Below are 20,216 nucleotides of genomic sequence, written 5' to 3'. Positions count from 1 at the left end.
TTTGAGCATAGAAAAAGCCCTGAAGACGAGCTGCCTTCAGGGCTTAAATTATAGACGATTAGTCATTTGCGTAGTTGTCGAAGTAGCCTTGAATCATAACTACCGGCGTTCCCTTGTCGCCGCTGCCGCTGGTTAAGTCGGCGAGGGAGCCTAAAAGGTCGGTGAGACGACGGGGCGTGGTGCCTAAGGTTTCGTCCTTACCTACCAGGTTAGCATCCTTTTCGTGAATGCGATCCACGATGGCCGCTTCCATTTCTTCCGTGCTCAAGTCCTTTAATTCCGTATCGGCCAGATACTTCATCTTCAGCTCGCTGGGCGTGCCTTCCAGGCCGTCGGTGTAGGCGGGGGAGACAACAGGGTCTGCCAATTCCCAAATCTTTCCTACGGGATCCTTAAAGGCGCCGTCGCCGTAGATCATCACTTCGAAGTGATTGTCGAAGTAGTCGTTTAAACGCTTTTGCAGCGTATCGACGAACACTTGGCCGTCTCTCGGGAAGAGCTTAATGGTTTCCGGGCCGGCCATGTTGCTGCCCAGGACGCCGTAGTCGGCGTTGTAACCGTGTTCGGTGCTTTCCTTGGCCAGAACATCGTCCAAGCCTAAGACCTTGTTTGCGCCGGAATCCTTTAATTCCCGCTTAATGAGCTCGCGGGTGTGAATGCTTGCCACCAGCACGTCCTTGGTGTAGGAGAGAATGGTGCGGGGGTCGTTGGAGAAATAGATTTCGCTGTTCGGAGCGATTTCTTTATAAAGCTTCACATAGTCGATGCCGGTGAATTCGTGCTTGACCTCTTCCCCGAAGTGTTCCCGGTATTCCGCTTCCGTGATGACGTCGCGGTAGGGATTGATTCCCGTGCCGTAGAGCTTGTTTTCATCCATTAAGTGGTTGCCCACCTCGTCGGAAGGAAAGCTCAACAAAATATGGAGCTTGCGGCCGCTTTTTGCCAAACCCTTTAAAATGGTGGAAAAGCGGTTCCGAGATAAGATCGGAAAAACGACGCCGAAAGGACCGTCGAAGGATTCGGCCACGTCCTTGGCAATGTCGTCAACCGTGGCGTAGTTGCCTTGGCTTCTGGCCACTAAGGATTCCGTGACGCAGATAATATCCTTGTCTCTCGTCTTGATGCCTTCCGATTCAATGGCATTTTTCACCGAATCAAAAACTATGTCGACTAAGTTGTCGCCCTTCTTTACGATAGGGAGTCGAATGCCTCGGGTTGTCGTTCCAATATAACGCTTCATGTACGTATCGCCTCTTTCATATTCAAAAGTAAAAATGACTATCCTATTCTACCATACTTCACCAAAAGGTGGTATGATGAACATCTAAGAGATGGTAAAAAAAAGGAGGGCGGCCTGTGCAAGGTGCATTTCAACGACGAAATGATTTTTTCCGCAACTATTGGGTGATGCTCATCATTTTATGGTTGCTTTTTTTTGAGCGCCTGTGGATGCTTTCCCACTTGGGATCGTCCTACAGTCTCAAAAGCGACGACTTAAGCTACTTCAAGGCGGGGATCACCCTTTTTCGCACCGGCACCTTGATCATGCACGGCGTGATCAGTGCTCAAATCATGCCGGGGCTTCCCGCTTTCATCGCCCTATTCTGCGGCGTCTTCGGCACGGGCAGCGGCCTGTGGCTCCCCTTAAAGCTCGCCTGGTGCATCATGGGGACCATGGCCGCCTGGTTTACCTATCTCGCCATCAGGGAAAAGGCACCGGCCTATGCCGCCATCATCGTCGCCTGTTTCTATTTTGTGCCGGACTTCGCCTGGCAGGACAATTTAATTTTAACGGAGACCCCCTACTTATTCCTCGTGAGCCTCTACCTTTACGGCGTCATGCGCATGGGAAATCGAAAGGATTGGACGGGCTTTGCGATTATGGCAATAAGCACTTATCTGGCCTTTATGTTAAAGGCCCAGGCCATCTGCCTGTTCCTTCTGCCACTGCCCTACCTTTGGATTAAAAAATATCCCTCCACTCGTCTCTACCTGCAGGCCTTTATGGTCTTTATCGCCCTTTTGGCCTTTATGCTTCCCTGGAGCGTGAGAAATTACAAGCAGTTCCGCGCCTACATTCCCACCACCTACGGCATCGGCAACCCTCTGCTTTTAGGCACCTATCAGGGGGTGGGCTATCCTTCCGACGACGAGGTGAGCCGTCAGCCCTTTATCGACGAAACCTACGAGGAACACGCCTTCTTGAAAGACAAGGACGGCAAGTTTGCGCCGAAATATAAGCGCTACTTTGAATTGTTGACCGACGAAAAGCTGGCGCGGGCCCGCATGGTCTATTGGTGGAAGCACGACCGGGATTCCATGCTGAAAAGCTACCTGTGGCTCAAGCCCAAATCCATGATCGGCGCCAGCTTTTACTGGGACGAAGTCATTCCCCACACCAAGTACGCCATCATTCAGCTGAGAACCCTGGGCTTTTACCTGGCCATGGCGGCGGCACCGGTCGTGCTTTTGGCGCGAAAATACAGGGCGGAGGTTTTCTTCGTCCTCTTCGCCTACCTGGTACAGGTCTACATGTACGCCTACGCCTTCGTCTTCGACCGCTACGCCCAAACCCTGTTGCCCTTCCGCTTTATGGCCATCGGCTTTTTAATATCCGCGGCGGCAGTCATCGCAGAGCGTCTGATGCGCTACATTCGCGGCAAAAGGGCCTACAGAGAAGGTCTGAATAAGCAGAGATGGGAATAATTTTTCTGACACAATAAAAGCACCCGGAAATTTTCCGAGTGCTTTTTCGCGCCCATTAATAAGCCTTGGCGTAGTAAACCATATGCTTGGCGGGCTTGCCGCAGTGGACACAGGTATCCGACAGATGCTCTTCCTCGAAGGGGATGCAGCGAATGGTAGCGGCGGTTTCATCTTTAATTTCCGCTTCACATTCCTCATCGCCGCACCACATGCCCTTAATAAAGACATTGCCGGCGGCCATTTTTTCTTTAAATTCGTCGAAGTCCGTAACCACGAAGGTGTTTTCTTCCATGCGCTTTTTCGCCGCGTCGAACATGTCTTTTTGAATGGTTTCCAGTATGTCGTCCACCTTGTCGGCCAGGTTGTCCATGGGGACGAAGGTCTTTTCGTTGGTGTCGCGGCGAACGAAGACCACTTGGTTCTTTTCAATGTCCTTGGGACCGATTTCGATGCGCAGGGGCACGCCCTTCAGTTCCCATTGGTTGAACTTCCAGCCCGGGCTGTATTGTTCCCGGTCGTCCAATTCCACGGTGAAGCGGTCCTTTAAGCCTTCGTAAAGCTCTTGGGCTTTTTCCTTCACGCCTTCCTTGTGCAAGGCGATGGGCACGATGACCACTTGGGTCGGTGCCACGTGGGGCGGCATAACCATGCCCCGGTCGTCGCCGTGAACCATAATGAGGCCCCCGATCAGGCGGGTCGAAATGCCCCAGCTCGTGGTCCATGCCGTGGCGAGCTTGCCCTCTCTGTCTTGGAATTGAATGTCGAACATTTTCGCGAAGTTTTGGCCCAGGTTGTGGCTCGTACCCGATTGCAGGGCCTTGCCGTCGTGCATCATGGCTTCCAAGGTGTAGGTGGCGTCGGCGCCGGCGAAGCGTTCCGAATCGCTCTTCTTTCCTAAGATAACGGGAATGGCCATTTCGTCTTCGATGACTTGGCGATAAATTTCGTGAATGCGCAAGGTTTCTTCTTGGGCATCTTCATAGGTTTCGTGAACCGTGTGGCCTTCTTGCCACAAAAATTCCACGGTGCGCAGGAAGGGGCGGGTCGTCTTTTCCCAGCGGAAGACGGAGCACCATTGGTTAATTAAAACCGGCAGGTCGCGGTAGGTTTGCACCCATTTGGAATACATGGAGTTAATAATGGTTTCCGAGGTGGGGCGCACGATTAAGCGTTCCGCCAGCTCTTCGTCGCCGCCGTGGGTCACCCACAGGACTTCCGGGGCGAAGCCGTCGAAGTGTTCCACTTCCTTTTGAAGCAAATGCTCCGGAATCAGCATGGGGAAATAGGCGTTCTTGTGGCCCGTGGCCTTAAAGCGACGGTCTGCCTCTTCCTTAATGCGTTCCCACACGGCGAAGCCGTAGGGGCGCACGATCATGCAGCCTCTCACCGGGGCGTAGTCGGCCATTTCAGCCTTTAAGACGACGTCGGTGTACCATTGGGCGAAATCCTCGTCCCGGGAAGTAATCTCTCTTACAAATTTTTCTTCAGCCACGTTTTGCCTCCTAAATTCAATAAAAAAACCACGGTTTCTCAGGGACGAAAAACCGTGGTACCACCCAAATTCAATACCCTTAACAGGTATCCTTAATGTCTTAACGGGACAAGCGGTCCGTTTTACGGACAACTCCGGAGCGGGATTCCGCAAGCAGCCATCGTCGAATCTTTCAGTCGGTGGATTCAACTCCCTGAGATTTTTATCTCGCGTACTTTTCTCCATCAAAGTCTTTTGAATACATCCATTATACAGGGATAAGCACGCTTGTCAAGTGAAGGAGAGGTAAAATTTATTTTTTTGCCGGCCGAGGGCCTCCGGTTCTTGACATTGAAAATTCCATTGACTATTATAAAAGAAAACACCCCTTGCGCCGCGAGGGTTCTATAGGTTTTTTTATATTGGTTATCTTTCGGGAGAACCAATTTTTTCTATTTTAGGAGGAAATATGGATCTAGACAAAAAGTTCGGGGAGATGGCGTTTAACAAGCGCATGATGCGTGAAAGGCTGCCCCACGCCATTTACTATCGGTGGAAAAACGCCATTAGGAATGAGGCGCCCTTGGATCGGGAGACCGCCGATGCCATTGCCCACGCCATGAAGGAATGGGCTCTGGAAAAAGGCGCCACCCACTATTGCCACTGGTTTCAACCCCTTAACGGCCTCACGGCGAAAAAACACGACGCCTTTTTGGACCGCACGGACACCTATGAGGTGATTCAACGCTTCTCCGGCAAGGAATTGATTCGCGGCGAAAGCGACGGCTCCTCGTTTCCCACCGGCGGCATGCGCAGCACCTTCGAAGCCCGGGGCTACACCTATTGGGACGCCACGGCCAATTCCTTTATTATCGACCGGATTTTATACATCCCCACGATCTTCGTCTCCTTTAACGGAGACAAGCTGGATAAGAAGGGCCCCCTGCTCGCATCCATGGGCCTTATCAGCGAACACGGCTCCCGGGTGGTGAATCTCTTTGAAAAAGAGGAATACACCTACCGCATGAAGCCGAAGGTGGGCTTGGAACAGGAATTTTTCCTTATCGACAAGCACCACTACGACAAAAGGAGCGATTTAAAGAGCGTGGGCCGCACCTTAATCGGCGCCGGCGCCCCCAAGGGCCAAGAGATGGGCGACCACTACCTGGGCGGCATTCCCAAGCGTGTCATGGCTTTTTACGAGGAGGTCAACGAAAAGCTGTGGGAGCTGGGGATCTTCGCCAAGACCGAGCACAACGAGGTGGCGCCCTGCCAGTTCGAAATCGTGGCCCTCTTTGAAAACGCCAATATCGCCGTGGACTACAATCAGCTCATTATGAGCATACTAAAGGAAACGGCGACGGCCTACGATTTGGTCTGTCTGCTTCACGAAAAGCCCTTCGCCGGCGTCAACGGCAGCGGCAAGCACAACAACTACTCCCTCACCACCAATTACGGTAAAAACGTCTTTGATCCCGGAGACAATCCCAAAGAAAACCTCACCTTCCTCTTATTCCTCTCGGCCATGATCGAAGCCGCCGACGACTACGCGCCACTGTTTCGCATCGCATCGGGTGGCCCGTCCAACGACCGTCGCTTAGGCGGCTTGGAAGCGCCGCCGTCGATTATTTCCATCTTCCTCGGAAACGACCTAGAGGAAATTTTAAAAGACATCGCCCACGAGGAGTACCACGCTAAAATCGAAGCGCCGCCTGCGATCAAGATCAATTCCCTGGGCTACACGCCCCGGGATTCCAGCGACCGCAACCGCACCAGCCCCTTGGCCTTTACGGGAAACAAATTCGAATTTCGCATGGTGGGCTCCTCCATGACCGGGGCCGATGCCAACATCGTCATTAACACCACCTTGGGCCACAGCCTGAAGAAAATGGCCGATCGCCTGGAGCCCTTCGCAAACGACGAAGAGGCTCTGAGAAATGAAGCCTATACCATCGTCGCCGAAATCGTGAGCGCCCACGAGCGCATTCTCTACAACAAAGACAATTACGCCCAAGCCTGGGTGGAAGAAGCCGAGCGCCGGGGCCTGCCCAACTACCGCAGCTTCTTCGAAGCCATTCAGGCATTAAAGGACAAGGATCTGATCAAAATTTTCGGCGATTACGACGTCCTCAGCGAAAGCGAAGTGGAAGCCATTTACGAGGTGGGCCTGGAATCCGTCTCCGTCCACGGCTTCCTGGAAGCGAGGACGCTGATGACCATGCTTTCCAAGGACGTGGAGCCGGCGGTGGTGGAAGAGCTGAACGACATTTTAAACGTCACCCAGCGGCTGAAAAACCCGGCACTGGAAGAGCGCCTTCAAACCTTAAACGTGCTCTTTGAAGAGCTTCTCTTGCGGCACAAAAAATTAAAGGCATCCTACGCCAAGGCCAAGACCTTGGAAGGCTACGAACGGGCGGAATTTTTTGAAAAAGAAATCATCACCCAATTCCCCCACATTCGAAAGATCTGCGACGAATTGGAAAATCGCATTTCAAGAAAGCATTGGATGATTCCCACCTACGAAGATATTTTCACAGGACTCAATTAGGAGGCATTATGACAAAGTATATATTTGTAACCGGCGGCGTCGTTTCCGGCATCGGCAAAGGCATTAGTGCGGCGAGCATCGGCCGCCTGTTAAAAAACCGCGGCTTCAGCGTGTTTATGCAAAAATTCGATCCCTATCTCAACGTGGATCCCGGCACCATGAGCCCCTACCAACACGGGGAGGTCTTCGTCACCGCCGACGGGGCGGAAACGGACCTGGACCTGGGTCACTACGAACGCTTTATCGACGAGGAGCTGACGAAATCTGCCTCCATTACCACGGGAAAAATCTATTCCCGCGTCATTAAAAAGGAACGCCGCGGCGACTACGACGGTGCCACGGTGCAAGTCATCCCCCACGTCACCGACGAAATCAAACACGCCATCTACCGCGCCGGCAAGGAATCCGGGGCCGACGTGGTCATCACCGAAATCGGCGGCACCGTCGGCGACATCGAAGGGCTCCCCTTTATCGAAGCCATTCGCCAAATTCACTCGGAATGTCCCGTAGAAGACGTGCTCTTCGTGCACACGGTGTTGATTCCCGTGATCCCGGGAAGCGACGAGCTGAAGACCAAGCCCACCCAACACAGCTTTAAACAGCTCATGAGCCAGGGCATCAAGGCGGACATCATCATTACCAGAAGCGACGGCGCCATCGACGCCTCCATTCGCAACAAAATTTCCCTTTTCTGCGACGTGCCCAAGGAAAATGTCATCGAATCCCGCCACGTGGGCCTGATCTACGAGCTGCCCAATGTGTTCAAAGAACAAAATCTCGACGAAATCATTATGAACCACTTAAAGCTCGAGCCTAAAAACCTCATGACCGACGACTGGCGCCACATGGTGGAAGCCTTTAAACAGGCGGAAGGCGACATCCGCATCGCCCTCGTAGGCAAATACGTGCAGCTTCACGACGCCTATCTCTCCGTCTCCCAAGCCCTTTTAGATGCGGGCTACGACATGGGTCGTTTGGTCACCATCGACTACGTGGACGCGGAGGATTTAGTGGACGATGCGGCGCTGGATAAGGCACTGAAGGACGCCGACGGCATTTTGGTCCCCGGCGGCTTTGGCGAGCGAGGTATCGAAGGCATGATCCGCGCATCGAAATACGCCCGGGAGCATAAAATTCCCTACTTCGGCATCTGCTTAGGCATGCAAATCGCCGTCATCGACATCGCGAGAAACATCGCCGGCTTAAAAGACGCAAACTCCACGGAATTTGACGTGAACGCCACCTATCCCGTCATCGACCTCATGGAATCTCAAGTGGGCGTGGAAAACATGGGCGGCACCCAGCGGCTGGGCAACTATCCCTGCCACATTTTGGACGACACCCGCGCCAAAAAGCTTTACAACGAATCGGATATTTTAGAGCGTCACCGCCACCGCTACGAATTCAACAACGAATTCAGAGGCGTGCTCAGACAAGCGGGCCTGATCATCGCCGGCATCAACGAAGATTTGGACCTGGTGGAAATCATCGAGCTGAATCAAGACAGCTACTTCGTCGCCTGCCAATTCCATCCGGAATTTAAATCCAGACCCAATCACATTCATCCCCTGTTCCACGGATTCGTCGAAGCGGCCGGGAAGCGGGCCTTGCGGTGAGAGAATACTGGGATCTGTACGACGAGGACAATCGCCCCTCAGGTGAAACCCTGATCCGGGGCGAGCGCATGCCCAAGGGCCGCTTTCACCGCGTGGTGGAAGCATGGATCCGCACCCACGACGGGCGCTACATCCTTCAAAAGCGCTCCATGAAAAAGAAAAACTATCCGGGCTACTGGTCCTGCACCGCCTGCGGCAGCGTCGTCAAGGGCGAAGAGCCGATTGATGCCATGATTCGGGAAATGAAAGAAGAAATGGGCGTGAACCTGACAAAGGAAGAGCTGGTCCTGGACCGGATCATTACGGAATTTCCCGCCCACTACTATATTTATCGCATCGAAAAAGAGCTGACGGAGGAAGACATCACCTTGGATCCGGAGGAAGTGGACGACTTTGTCTTTTTAGACAGAGACGAGGTCATGGACTGGGTGGAAACCAAGAACATGACCAAGCTTTCCTACTACAAAGACTTTTTCTTGGGATGGAAATAAAAAAACAGGGATCGAAAGACCCCTGTTTTTTCAAATACTAAATTACGGAATAAAGACCCAAATAGACAGACAAGGCTCGCGGCCCTCGTTAAGCAACGCATACTTCGCCGAGCGGTCGAAGACAATGCTGTCGCCGGATTCCACGGAATAGGCCACATCGTCCAGCATCACCGTGAGACGCCCGGCCAAAATAAAGCCGAAGGCCTCTCCGCTTTCGTCGGTAGTGGGCACCACGTCCTTCCTTTCCGTCGTTTCAAAGCGAATCTCCACCACCTCGTAGTGGCGGCGATTTTCGGGCGACAAGAGACGCATCCTGCGGTCGACGGCGTCGCTGTCGATCATAAAATGCTCGCCGCAGCGCAGAATCGTGGGCTTCTTCTTCGAAGGTACGTCCTCGAAAAATTCACCCATGGTCGTATGTAAGGCATCGACAATGCGCAGCATGGCGTTTACCGACGGCGAAACCAAATCCCTCTCGATTTGACTGATCAGCCCCGTGGACAGATTGGCGGCCTCGGCCAGATCCTTAATACTCATGCCCAACGCCTTGCGCATGGTACGAATTTTTTGTCCCGAAAACTTTCCGGACATAAAACACCCCCTCATCCAATTACGATTATATACTAAACATAGTATATCACAAAAATTTCGAAAAATTGAAAAAAGCAGGCAGAAAAAGGCCGACGCCGAATATGCTATAATATAAGCCGAATAGGAGGTTTTCCATGGAAAGAGAAAAAATACTGGTCATCGACTTCGGTGGTCAATACAACCAACTGATCACACGGCGCGTCCGCGAAAAAAACGTCTACGCGGAAGTGGTCCCCTACAAAAAAGCCACGGAGGCCATTAAAAAAGAAAAGCCCATCGGTCTCATCTTTACCGGCGGTCCCAACAGCGTCTACGACGCCAAGAGCCCGGACATCGATCCGGAAATTTTAGACATGGGCCTGCCCATTTTAGGCATTTGCTACGGCATGCAGCTCATCGCCAAAAACCTGGGCGGCACCGTCACCAAATCCGACCACAGAGAATTCGGCAAGACCAAAACCATGGTCGACCCGGCATCCAAGCTCTTCGACGGCTTGGACGTGGAACAAACCACCTGGATGAGCCACGTGGACTACGTCAAAGAACTGCCCCAAGGCTTCCGCACCGTGGCTTCCACCGACAGCTGCCCCGTGGCCGCCATGGAAAACAAAGAAAAAAACATCTACGCCATTCAATTCCACGGCGAGGTGAACCACACCGAACACGGACACGAAATCATCGACAACTTCCTGAAAAAAGTATGTCACGCCAAGGGCGACTGGAACATGGACGACTTCGCTATCGAAGCCAAGCGCACCATACAGGAAAAAGTCGGCGACAAAAAAGTGCTTCTCGCCCTCTCAGGCGGCGTGGACTCCTCCGTCTGTGCGAAGCTCCTCGTCGATGCCATCGGCGAAAACCTGAGCTGCATCTTCGTCGATCACGGCCTTATGCGCAAGGACGAAGGCGACGAAGTGGAAGCCGCCTTTAAAGACACCGGCATGCACTTTATCCGCGTTGACGCCAAGGACCGCTTCCTGAAACGCCTGGAAGGCGTCACCGAGCCCGAGCAAAAACGAAAAATCATCGGCGAAGAATTCATCCGCGTCTTCGAAGACGAAGGCAGAAAAATCGGCTCTGTCGACTTTTTGGCCCAAGGCACCATCTACCCCGACGTCATCGAAAGCGGCGCGGGCGATGCCGCCGTCATTAAAAGCCACCACAACGTCGGCGGCCTTCCCTCCGTCGTGGACTTTAAAGACCTCATCGAGCCCTTGAGAGACCTGTTTAAAGACGAAGTCAGAAAGCTGGGCGAAGCCATCGGCCTCGATCCCAAACTCGTCTGGCGCCAACCCTTCCCGGGACCCGGCCTCGCCATCCGCGTCATGGGCGAAATCACCGAAGAAAAACTCGACATCTTAAGAGAAGCCGACTACATCTTCCGCGACGAAATCGCCAAAGCCGGCATGAACCGAGATATCAACCAATACTTCGCCGTCCTTACCAACAACAGGAGCGTCGGCGTCATGGGCGACTTCAGAACCTATGACTACACCCTGGCCCTGAGAGCCGTCACCACCTCCGACTTCATGACCGCCGACTGGGCCCGCATCCCTTATGAAGTGCTGGACAAAGTCAGCGTGCGCGTCGTCAACGAAGTGGAACACATCAACCGCATAGTGTATGATATTACATCGAAACCCCCGGCAACGATTGAATGGGAATAGTAGCAAAATTTTCTAAAATGGCTTAATTACAAGCTATAAAGAGAATGAACAATGGCTACTGGTACTCAAATGGTACTGGAAGTAAAAAAGAATAAATTGAATAATAGTTCCAAGTGGTTTACATTTGGACAAAAAATTAGATCATAGCTTAAGTGTTATGGTCTTTTTTATTTGATAGGTTATACACTTAAAAGCGACAATAAATTGTCGGTTTGCATAGGGTTGAAACAAAGGTGATAGAACTTTTGATAGAAAATTCAATTGTATAGCAAAATAAAGGAAAAATAGGGATAATAAAAATAGAGAAATTATATATAGATGGGTAATAGTGGCTTATAGCATTTGAAAATTAGTGATTTGAGATATACAATTTAACCTAAGATTAGGTCAGGGAGCATACGGTGCTCTGACCATTTTTTTGTTATGATATAAGTAATAAAGATTAGGCTGGAATAAGGAGGGAGTAAATTGTCAAAAATAAATAAAGAGCAAATTTCTGCTAAGGGATTTTCAATTCAAGTTTATACTGAAGATTTTAAAAATGACTATATAAGCCTTACTGATATAGCAAAATATAAAAACACAGATGATCCAAGATTTGTAATCCAAAACTGGATGAGAAATAGGAACACTCTTGAATTTATAGGATTATGGGAAGCACTTAATAATCCAAATTTTAACCGTGTGCAATTCGACACGTTTAGAAATGAAGCTGGTTTAAATAGATTTACGATGACACCGAGTAAATGGATAGAATCTACAGATGCTATAGGTATAGTTTCAAAAGCAGGCAGGTATGGAGGAACGTATGCTCATTATGATATAGCTATGGAATTTGCATCTTGGCTTTCTCCAGAATTTAAGCTATATATTATTCAAGATTATAAAAGACTAAAAGAAGATGAAAACTCAAAATTATCATTAACTTGGAATCTGCACAGAGAAATATCAAAGATTAACTATAAAATCCATACAGATGCAATTAAAGAATACTTGCTTAAAGATTTGACAAGTGAACAATTATCATTCAAGTATGCTAGTGAAGCGGATATGTTAAATGTAGCATTATTTAATAAAACTGCTAAAGAGTGGCGTGAAGAAAATCAGAATTTAAAAGGTAATATGAGAGACTATGCAAGCTTAAATGAGTTATTGGTGCTTGCAAATATGGAATCCTACAATGCCGTTCTTATTAGCAAAGGAATGGAACAAAAAGAAAGAATGATAGAACTTAGAAAACTTGCTAGAACACAATTGATGTCACTTAAAAAGCTTGGTGATAGTAGTATTAAAAAATTAGAAGGGAAAAAATAATAATTTTAAGTAACAAATAGATGAATTTTATTTGTCGATGAGGAATATAGATTTTAATAGAATGATTCCTGAATTATCAGTTTTGATATTTATGGACTAAAAAATTTTATAGTGAATTAGGATTTAAAAGAATGACAGTAGTTGGGTGTTATAGAGGAGGTTTTTTAGAAGTATATGTTAAAGAAAGCGATATTACGAAAATCCTGTTTTAGAGCTATAGACAACATTTTGTATGAAGGACCGACAGATGTAGAATTGTTTAATCGAGCTTTTGAAATTGATTATCTAAAAGATGAGGAAGTAAGAGAAGAATTATGCAGTATGGTTTGCTCTTATATTCAAAAAAATAAATTTTCAGAACTAAAAGTTCATAAATTAGGGCATGTATTGGTGCCAAAGAAGAGTTTGTCAGATTATAGGAAATGTGCTTTAATTGACATTTATGATGAAATTGTATATTTGACATTGGTAATTAGTATTGCTGATGAGATAGAAAAAATGAGAATAAACAAGAGTAAAAATAGAGTCTTTTCTTATAGATTTGGAAGTTTTAAAGGTAAACTTTTTGATGGCAAATTTCATTACACTGCCTTTAGACAAAGAACCTTGGAAAAAAGCAAATATACTAAGAATAAAGTTGTAGTGGAGTGTGACATATCAAATTTTTATGATAGATTAAATATTCATAGAATTGAATCTATTCTAAGATCTAATCCAAAGATTGATGTGGATATAATATCTTTAATTAATGAATTACTATTGTACTGGGCAAATAGAGATTCTTATGGGTTACCTGTTGGTTCTAATGCTTCAAGGATACTTGCAGAGGTTGCTTTAATCGAAGTAGATAACTATCTTTTTTCAAAAGGAATTGACTTCTGCCGATTTGTGGATGATTATAGGATTTTTGCTAAAAACGCATTTGAAGCTCACAGTAATCTTGCTTTATTAACTTTAAAATTAAGCAAAGAAGGTATGTTTTTAAACACTCAAAAAACTAAAGTTAAAGATATTTCAAACTATAACAAACAAAATCTTAGTAGTGATGTTAATAATGCTCAAAATGATGTTACTTTTGACGAAGTTGATGATAAGCAGCCAAATCTTCCTAAAATAATAAGAGGTTATTCAGGTCTGATTCCTAGCAAATTTAGAAAATTATCTAACGCAGAAATTGAAAAATTAAAAGAGAATGACTTGGATGAGCTTATTAATGATGCTAATAATAGCATGCTTATTGAAGAAAAAGCGATTACAACAATTATGCGTACTATAATTGCAAAAGAAGAATACAGAAGATTGACGGAACTTCCTAATATAATAAAAAAGTTTCCTCAATTTATACCTTATTTTATTGATGCTGTAATAAAATGCGAAGGTATTAGTAAGGAAGATTTAGTTAAAATTCAAAATGATTTTGAAGAATGGATGACAGATGTGGACGTACCAGAATATATTCAAGTGTATTTAGTGCGAATATATTCTACTAATTTACTTGAAAATAAAGAAATTTTGTTAAATTCGTTTAGAAATTTGAAGAGAAATTCAGGAGATTATATTGGAAGAGCATTATTGGAGTCTTTAGATGGAAAGCTATCGAGAGGAGAATTGCTTGAAATTAGAGATTACTATTATCGCGCAGATAAATGGGAAGAAAGGCAAATTTTAAAGATGATTAGTAGTGGCCTTTCAAAAGGTGAAAAAAGAGCATTTTTCAAAGATATTAAAATTCATGAAGATGATTATTTCATTAATAAAATAGTAAAAGATAACGGTAATAGATAGATGTTTTAGAAGGGATATTTTTACTAATATTAAAAAAAGTAAAGTGGGAGTAGGACTCTTAAATAGAAGAAAGTTAGTAAAAAATTATCATTATTATTTTTATAAAATTGATGGAAATGAAGAGAATAGGAGGAAAAAGTTTGAATGTGTATGAACCTTGTGAATGTATGATTTGTAAAAATAATAAAAATTTTGATATGCCTGAAGAGATTATTGAGTCCGTTTTGAAAAACAATTTAGTTCTTTTTTGTGGTGCAGGTATAAGCACAGAGTCAAAATCTGTTTTTGCTGAATCATTTTACACAAGTATTTTATGTGAGATAGAAGATAAGACAAATAAGAAAGTTGATTTAGACACCAGTTTTTCTAGGATAATGAGTTTATATATTAATACATTTCCCAATGGTCGCAGGAAATTGCTAAATAAAATTAAAGTTGCAAGATGGGATATTACAAAAAATGGTATAGATAATAATTCGGTAGTTCCTAAACTATAGTTTATCTTTATTGATGAATAGATTTAATTATGAGTAAAAAATGATGATAATTTAAAAAATATAAAATGTTGATGATAGAAAGGAAAGGTCAATGAATCTTAATAGTGTAAAAATTAGAAACTTTAGAGGATATAAAGATGAGGTATCGATAAAAATAGATGACCTTACAACTATAGTTGGTAAAAATGATTCTGGTAAATCTACTATATTAGAAGCTTTGGAGATATTTTTTAATAATAAGATCGTTGTATGTGAAAAAGAAGACTTATCTATAAACCATAGTCAAGGCGATGATTTAATAGAGATAACTTGTGTTTTTTCTCCAATTTTAGAGTCGATTTCTATAGATGCTTCTTCTGAAACAACATTAAAAAAAGAATTTTTACTAAACACTGATGGTTTGTTGGAAATAAAAAAAGTATTTAAAGCTAGTACTGCAAAACCAAAACCTTCTACATTTATAGTTTGTAATCATCCTTCCGATGAAAACTTTAATGATTTATTAACATTAAAGATTAAAGATTTAAAACAGCGAGCAAAAGATCTCAATATTGATGAATCAAAATATGATGCAAGAAGTGGTGTTAGTTTGAGGCAAGCTATCTGGAAGGAAAATGAGAAATTAAATTTAGTTACTACAGATGTTCCTGTTGATAAAGAAGATTCAAAAAAAATATATAGTAAATTAGAAACGTATTTACCCTATTATGCTCTTTTCCAATCAGATCGTTCTAGCTCTGACACAGATAAAGAAATAACAGATCCGATGAAAGTTGCTGTACAAAAGGCTTTGCAAGAAGTAGAAAAAGAACTTAATGTAATCAAAGAAGAAGTTAGAAAAAAAGCATTAGATACTGCAAATAGAACTTTAAATAAACTTAAAGATATGAACAGTGAATTAGCTACATCTCTTACACCTGAATTTAAAACTGAACCTAATTTTGATTCTTTATTTAAACTCACAATAAATTCAGACGATAATATACCTATGAATAAAAGAGGGAGTGGAGTCAGAAGATTAGTTTTATTAAATTTTTTTAGAGCGGAAGCAGAACGACAATTATCTGAAGATGATCAAAACAGTTCAATAATTTATGCTTTCGAAGAACCAGAAACATCCCAACATCCATTACATCAAAAATTACTGGTAGAGGCTTTTTTGGAAATATCAAAAAAAGATAATGCTCAAGTGATAGTTACAACACATACACCTGCAATTTGTGGTCTATTACCGTTAAATAGTTTAAGATTAGTAGATAAAACTAATAAGGTTACACTAGTAAGGGACGGTTCGGATGACGTATATAAGCAAATAGCAGAAATGCTAGGAGTTTTACCAGAACCTTTTAGTAGCAATGCTAAAGCAATTATTCTAGTTGAAGGAAAATCTGATGTTATTTTTCTCAAACATACAGCACATAAATTAAAAGAAGGTACTTATATAAGTAATACATTTGATGAAAAAAATATAGCAATCGTACCAATAGGTGGTTGTGGGAATCTTAAACATTGGATAACGCAAAAAATAGCAGAACAATTTTCAATACCTTGGGGAATTTTGTTGGATTCTGATAAAGGAACTGCTGATGAGGAAAGAAATCTTAAACAGGTAAAAATTTTATTAGATAAAGGAATAAAAGCATATGTTACTAGAAAAAGAGAACCAGAAAATTATATTAGTATTGATTGTATAGACGAAAAAGTATTTGACTCACAATTCTCAGAAACAGAAGACGCTAAAAAGAAAATTGGTTCTGCCATAAGAATGTCTCCTAATGATGTTTTAGAAAAATTATGGCCTAAAATGACTGCAGTGCAAATTAGAGATGCAGAGAAGTACATTGATGCTGATGGAACTGAAAGATATGAATTAACAGAAATGATACAAGATTTTTTAAGCATGGTAGATTAACGTATTATACTTTATTTAAAATATATGAATATAATTTCTCCAGTACTGGGACTGGGACGGGAATAAAAATTTGAAAATGTCCTATAATTAGGTGGATTTAGTGATACTCTAAAAAATAGGACCTAGTATTTTGAATGGTTTGGGATATATTGTACGTTTGGAAAAGAAGAATGGGAGTAAATTTTTGGTGAAAATGGCGAACTAGACTCGTTTCAAAAAGCCCGCGCTGCGGCGTACCTGTGTACGCCTCGCTGTGGGCTTTTTTGCACTTCGTCTATTTCATCCATTTTTCCTCAAAAATTAACTTTTTATTCGTGATGTACATATAAAATTAAAAACACAATTCTTAAAACTCCGTTTCTATAAACTAAGATAGAGTGAGGTTTATATATTGTTACGAACAAGGCGATTTCTGATATACATAGATAATGAATTTTTGAGAACATGCTATAATAAATATGTACATAGTGAACTCTTCATCAACGTCACCGTTATTTAAATATAACGCCTAAAATTTAATTTAAACACTACATAAAGCGATATAAGCGAGGTTTAAAATGTTAACACAAAGAGAACAAAGACAGGCCGCAAAAGAATTTGCCATTAGATGGGAAGGGATCGGATACGAGAAAGGCGATTCTGCCAGGTTCTGGTTGTCACTTTTAAATGAAGTATATGGTGTAGAGCGTCCGGCTGAATATATTCGTTTTGAAGACAAGGTTGTGTTAGATCATACAAGTTTTATAGATGGACATATTCCGTCAACACATGTATTAATTGAGCAAAAATCAATAAACAAAGACCTAAGAAAAGGTATAAGGCAATCAGATGGTTCGCTTTTATCGCCATTTCAACAAGCGAAGAGATATTCTATTGAGATGCCATATGATGATAGACCAAGGTGGATAGTATTATCTAATTTTCAGGAATTTCATATTTATGACATGAATAAACCTCAATCGGAACCGGAGATAGTTTATCTTAAGGACCTAGAAGAAGATTACTATAGGTTAAATTTTCTGGTTGATGTGGAAGATGATTACATAAAGAAAGCAACTGAAGTCTCTATTAAAGCCGGGGATTTAGTTGGTGTCCTCTATGATGCCTTATTAGAACAATATCAAAATCCACAAGATGAAGATACCCTAAAAGATCTAAATATTTTATGCGTAAGATTGGTATTCTGTTTTTATGCCGAGGATGCCGGATTATTTGGTCGTCTTAATATGTTTCATGATTATTTGAAATCATTTAAGGATAATCCTTCTAGTTTTAGAGATGCGCTTATTAAATTATTTAGAGTTTTAGACCAAAAGGAGAACGAGCGTGATCCTTATCAGTCCGATGAACTTTCAGAATTTCCATACGTTAATGGAGGATTATTTGAAAAAGAAGATATAGTTATTCCAAGAATAAATGAAGAAATAATAGATATAATTCTTAATAAGGCATCTGCTGATTTTGATTGGTCAAAAATAAGCCCAACGATTTTTGGCGGAGTTTTTGAATCAACATTAAACCCGGAAACGAGACGATCCGGAGGTATGCACTATACATCTATTGAGAATATTCACAAACTTATAGATCCGCTATTCATGGATAAATTTAGAGAAGAATTCAATGAGGCTATTTCCTATAAGGCAATTAGTACGAAAAAGAAAAAACTGGAAGATCTACAAAATAAAATAGCATCCCTTAAATTTTTAGATCCGGCAGCAGGAAGCGGAAATTTTTTAACAGAGACATATATTTCACTTCGTAGACTCGAAAATGAAATTCTTAATGAATTTTTTAAAGGTCAGATTGTGATGGGACAAGATTATACTCCAATAAAGATTTCTATTAGTCAATTCCATGGGATAGAAATTAATGACTTCGCTGTATCAGTAGCCAGGACTGCACTTTGGATAGCAGAGTCGCAAATGATGAAGGAAACAGAAGATATAGTTAATATGAATCTTAGCTTCCTACCACTTAAGAGCTATCCAAACATAGCTGAAGGAAATGCCTTGACTATGGACTGGGAAGAGTTAGTTTCCAAAGACGAATTAAACTACATCATGGGAAATCCTCCTTTTGTAGGAGCAAGATATATGAATAAATCTCAGTCTGAGGATTTAAAAAACGTTTTTGGAAAAGCAAAAGCAATTGGAAAACTGGATTACGTTACGGGATGGTATAAAAAATCAGCTGAATTTATAGAAAATAATAAAATAGAATGTGCATTTGTCTCAACAAATAGTATTAGCCAAGGCGAGCAAGTTTCACCATTTTGGAACAATATTTTTGTAAAGCATAACTTGGTAATAAATTTTGCTTATCAAACATTTGTATGGGCTAACGAAGCGAAGAATAAAGCGGCAGTGCATTGTGTAATTGTAGGTTTTAGTAAAAAAAACAACAAAAAGAAGAAGTTATTTTTATCTGACACACAAGTGAAAATGGTGAATAATATTAGTCCTTATTTGTTAGAGGCACCAAGCGTAGTCATAGAGGGAAGAGCTAAGCCAATATGCGATGTAGTTGAAGCACAAACAGGCACACGAGTAGGTGCAAAACAATATGTCTTTACGGAAAAAGAAAAATTAGATTTAGTAATCAAGGAACCCACGGCAGAAAAGTACTTTCATGAGTATCTAGGTGCTGAGGAGTATTTGAATGATAAGAAAAGATTTTGCCTTTATCTAGAAGAGTGTCCTCCAGACGAATTGAATAAAATGCCCATGGCTAAGTCGATAATTAGGGAAGTTAAAGAAGAGCGATATGAAAAAAATCATAAATTAAAAGATTTTCCGAGACAATTTGTAAAACTCAGCACACCTAAAAATGATTATATTTTTATACCTCAAATGTCATCAGGAAAAAGAAAATACATTCCAATTGGATTTATACCTAAGAAAGTTTGGACAGCTGATCCACACTTTATGATAGAAATAACTGATTTATATTATTTTGGAATTCTATCATCAAATGTTCATAACGCCTGGATGCGTACTATAGCGGGGAGATTAAAGAGTGATTATAGATATTCAAATCGCGTAGTATACAATACCTTTGTTTGGCCTAATGCTAGTAAAGAACAAAAACAAAAAATAAGAGAAACGGCAAAACTTATATTAGATGCTAGAAGTTTAAATCCCGGCGCGAGTCTTTCAGAACTTTATGATGAATCATTAATGCCATCAAATTTAAGAACAGCTCATCAAGAAAATGATAAAGCTGTCATGGAGGCTTATGGTTTTGACTGGAAAAACATGTCAGAATCAGAATGTGTTGGGGAATTGATGAAGTTATATCAGGAACTAACTCATCAAATGCAGAAGTAAGCCCCATATTTATTAAGCGATAAACCAAAGGATAGGCCCGTGCCTATCCTTTTATAATGCGTATTTGTAGTAAATCTCCCTATTTTAAACTGCGTATTTGCATTTTCAGTCCGCCGGCTTCCAAAATGGCGACGGCGGGCCATGTAGGACAGCCCTTTCGACGGGATGACAACGGAGATTCGATTAAAATAGGGGAAAAAGCTGATAAGAGAACACAAAAAATCGAGCAAGCGAAATGCTTACTCGATTAAGTCAAACTTTATGGGGTCACTCTAAGCGTCCCTTGCTCGAT

At 43.0% G+C, this 20,216-nt stretch carries 13 protein-coding genes; 10 read left to right on the top strand and 3 right to left on the bottom strand.

The genetic code is table 11. The features are described 5' to 3' along the window. Positions 1-58: 58 nt before the first annotated feature. A complete protein-coding gene (locus BQ7397_RS01690; RefSeq protein ID WP_077074460.1) occupies positions 59-1,240 on the bottom strand; it encodes a coenzyme F420-0:L-glutamate ligase in 1,182 nt (393 codons plus the stop codon). Positions 1,241-1,356: 116 nt separating this feature from the next. On the opposite strand from BQ7397_RS01690, the gene BQ7397_RS01685 reads away from it, so the two are divergent. Further along, the gene (locus BQ7397_RS01685) at positions 1,357-2,706 is read left to right on the top strand and encodes an ArnT family glycosyltransferase (protein ID WP_077074459.1); all 1,350 of its coding nucleotides are present in this window, start codon (positions 1,357-1,359) and stop codon (positions 2,704-2,706) included. Between the two features lie 55 nt (positions 2,707-2,761). Here the strand turns inward: BQ7397_RS01685 and proS are convergent, their stop codons facing one another. Then, positions 2,762-4,198, bottom strand: a complete 1,437-nt coding sequence (gene proS / locus BQ7397_RS01680) for a proline--tRNA ligase (RefSeq protein WP_077074458.1) — start codon at positions 4,196-4,198, stop codon at positions 2,762-2,764. 448 nt (positions 4,199-4,646) lie between these two features. On the opposite strand from proS, the gene BQ7397_RS01675 reads away from it, so the two are divergent. From BQ7397_RS01675 to BQ7397_RS01665, 3 genes are read left to right on the top strand one after another with little or no spacing between them, the layout of a single operon-like run. Further along, positions 4,647-6,725, top strand: coding sequence for a glutamine synthetase III domain-containing protein (locus BQ7397_RS01675; RefSeq protein WP_077074457.1), 2,079 nt, complete (start codon positions 4,647-4,649; stop codon positions 6,723-6,725). 8 nt (positions 6,726-6,733) lie between these two features. Then, positions 6,734-8,341 carry a CTP synthase gene (locus tag BQ7397_RS01670; RefSeq protein WP_077074456.1) on the top strand — a complete coding sequence of 536 codons (1,608 nt, stop codon included), beginning with the start codon at positions 6,734-6,736 and terminating at the stop codon, positions 8,339-8,341. Continuing rightward, on the top strand, positions 8,338-8,832 hold the full coding sequence (locus BQ7397_RS01665) for an NUDIX hydrolase (RefSeq protein ID WP_077074455.1): 495 nt from the start codon (positions 8,338-8,340) through the stop codon (positions 8,830-8,832). Before BQ7397_RS01670 ends, BQ7397_RS01665 begins: the two co-directional genes overlap by 4 nt. A 42-nt stretch (positions 8,833-8,874) precedes the next feature. Here BQ7397_RS01665 and BQ7397_RS01660 read toward each other — a convergent pair whose 3' ends face one another. Continuing rightward, positions 8,875-9,423 (bottom strand): helix-turn-helix domain-containing protein, encoded by a 549-nt coding sequence (locus BQ7397_RS01660; RefSeq protein ID WP_077074454.1) that lies wholly within the window; start codon positions 9,421-9,423, stop codon positions 8,875-8,877. 134 nt (positions 9,424-9,557) lie between these two features. On the opposite strand from BQ7397_RS01660, the gene guaA reads away from it, so the two are divergent. The 6 genes from guaA to BQ7397_RS01630 all read left to right on the top strand — a co-directional run bounded on the left by guaA (position 9,558) and on the right by BQ7397_RS01630 (position 19,924). Further along, positions 9,558-11,090, top strand: coding sequence for a glutamine-hydrolyzing GMP synthase (gene guaA / locus BQ7397_RS01655; protein WP_077074453.1), 1,533 nt, complete (start codon positions 9,558-9,560; stop codon positions 11,088-11,090). A gap of 468 nt (positions 11,091-11,558) precedes the next feature. Beyond that, complete coding sequence (locus BQ7397_RS01650; RefSeq protein ID WP_077074452.1) at positions 11,559-12,404, top strand: KilA-N domain-containing protein; 846 nt, start codon at positions 11,559-11,561, stop codon at positions 12,402-12,404. A 174-nt stretch (positions 12,405-12,578) separates the two neighbouring features. Further along, the gene (locus BQ7397_RS01645; protein WP_083703358.1) at positions 12,579-14,189 is read left to right on the top strand and encodes an RNA-directed DNA polymerase; all 1,611 of its coding nucleotides are present in this window, start codon (positions 12,579-12,581) and stop codon (positions 14,187-14,189) included. 140 nt (positions 14,190-14,329) lie between these two features. Then, a complete protein-coding gene (locus BQ7397_RS01640) occupies positions 14,330-14,686 on the top strand; it encodes an SIR2 family protein (RefSeq protein WP_200801188.1) in 357 nt (118 codons plus the stop codon). A gap of 91 nt (positions 14,687-14,777) precedes the next feature. Continuing rightward, a complete protein-coding gene (locus tag BQ7397_RS01635; RefSeq protein WP_077074451.1) occupies positions 14,778-16,598 on the top strand; it encodes an ATP-dependent endonuclease in 1,821 nt (606 codons plus the stop codon). Positions 16,599-17,155: 557 nt separating this feature from the next. Further along, on the top strand, positions 17,156-19,924 hold the full coding sequence (locus BQ7397_RS01630; RefSeq protein ID WP_077074450.1) for a DNA methyltransferase: 2,769 nt from the start codon (positions 17,156-17,158) through the stop codon (positions 19,922-19,924). Positions 19,925-20,216 lie beyond the last annotated feature (292 nt).

Source organism: Aedoeadaptatus urinae (genome assembly GCF_900155585.1).
GTDB classification, from domain to species: Bacteria; Bacillota; Clostridia; order Tissierellales; family Peptoniphilaceae; genus Aedoeadaptatus; species Aedoeadaptatus urinae.
This window is presented reverse-complemented; position numbering and strand designations above follow the sequence as displayed.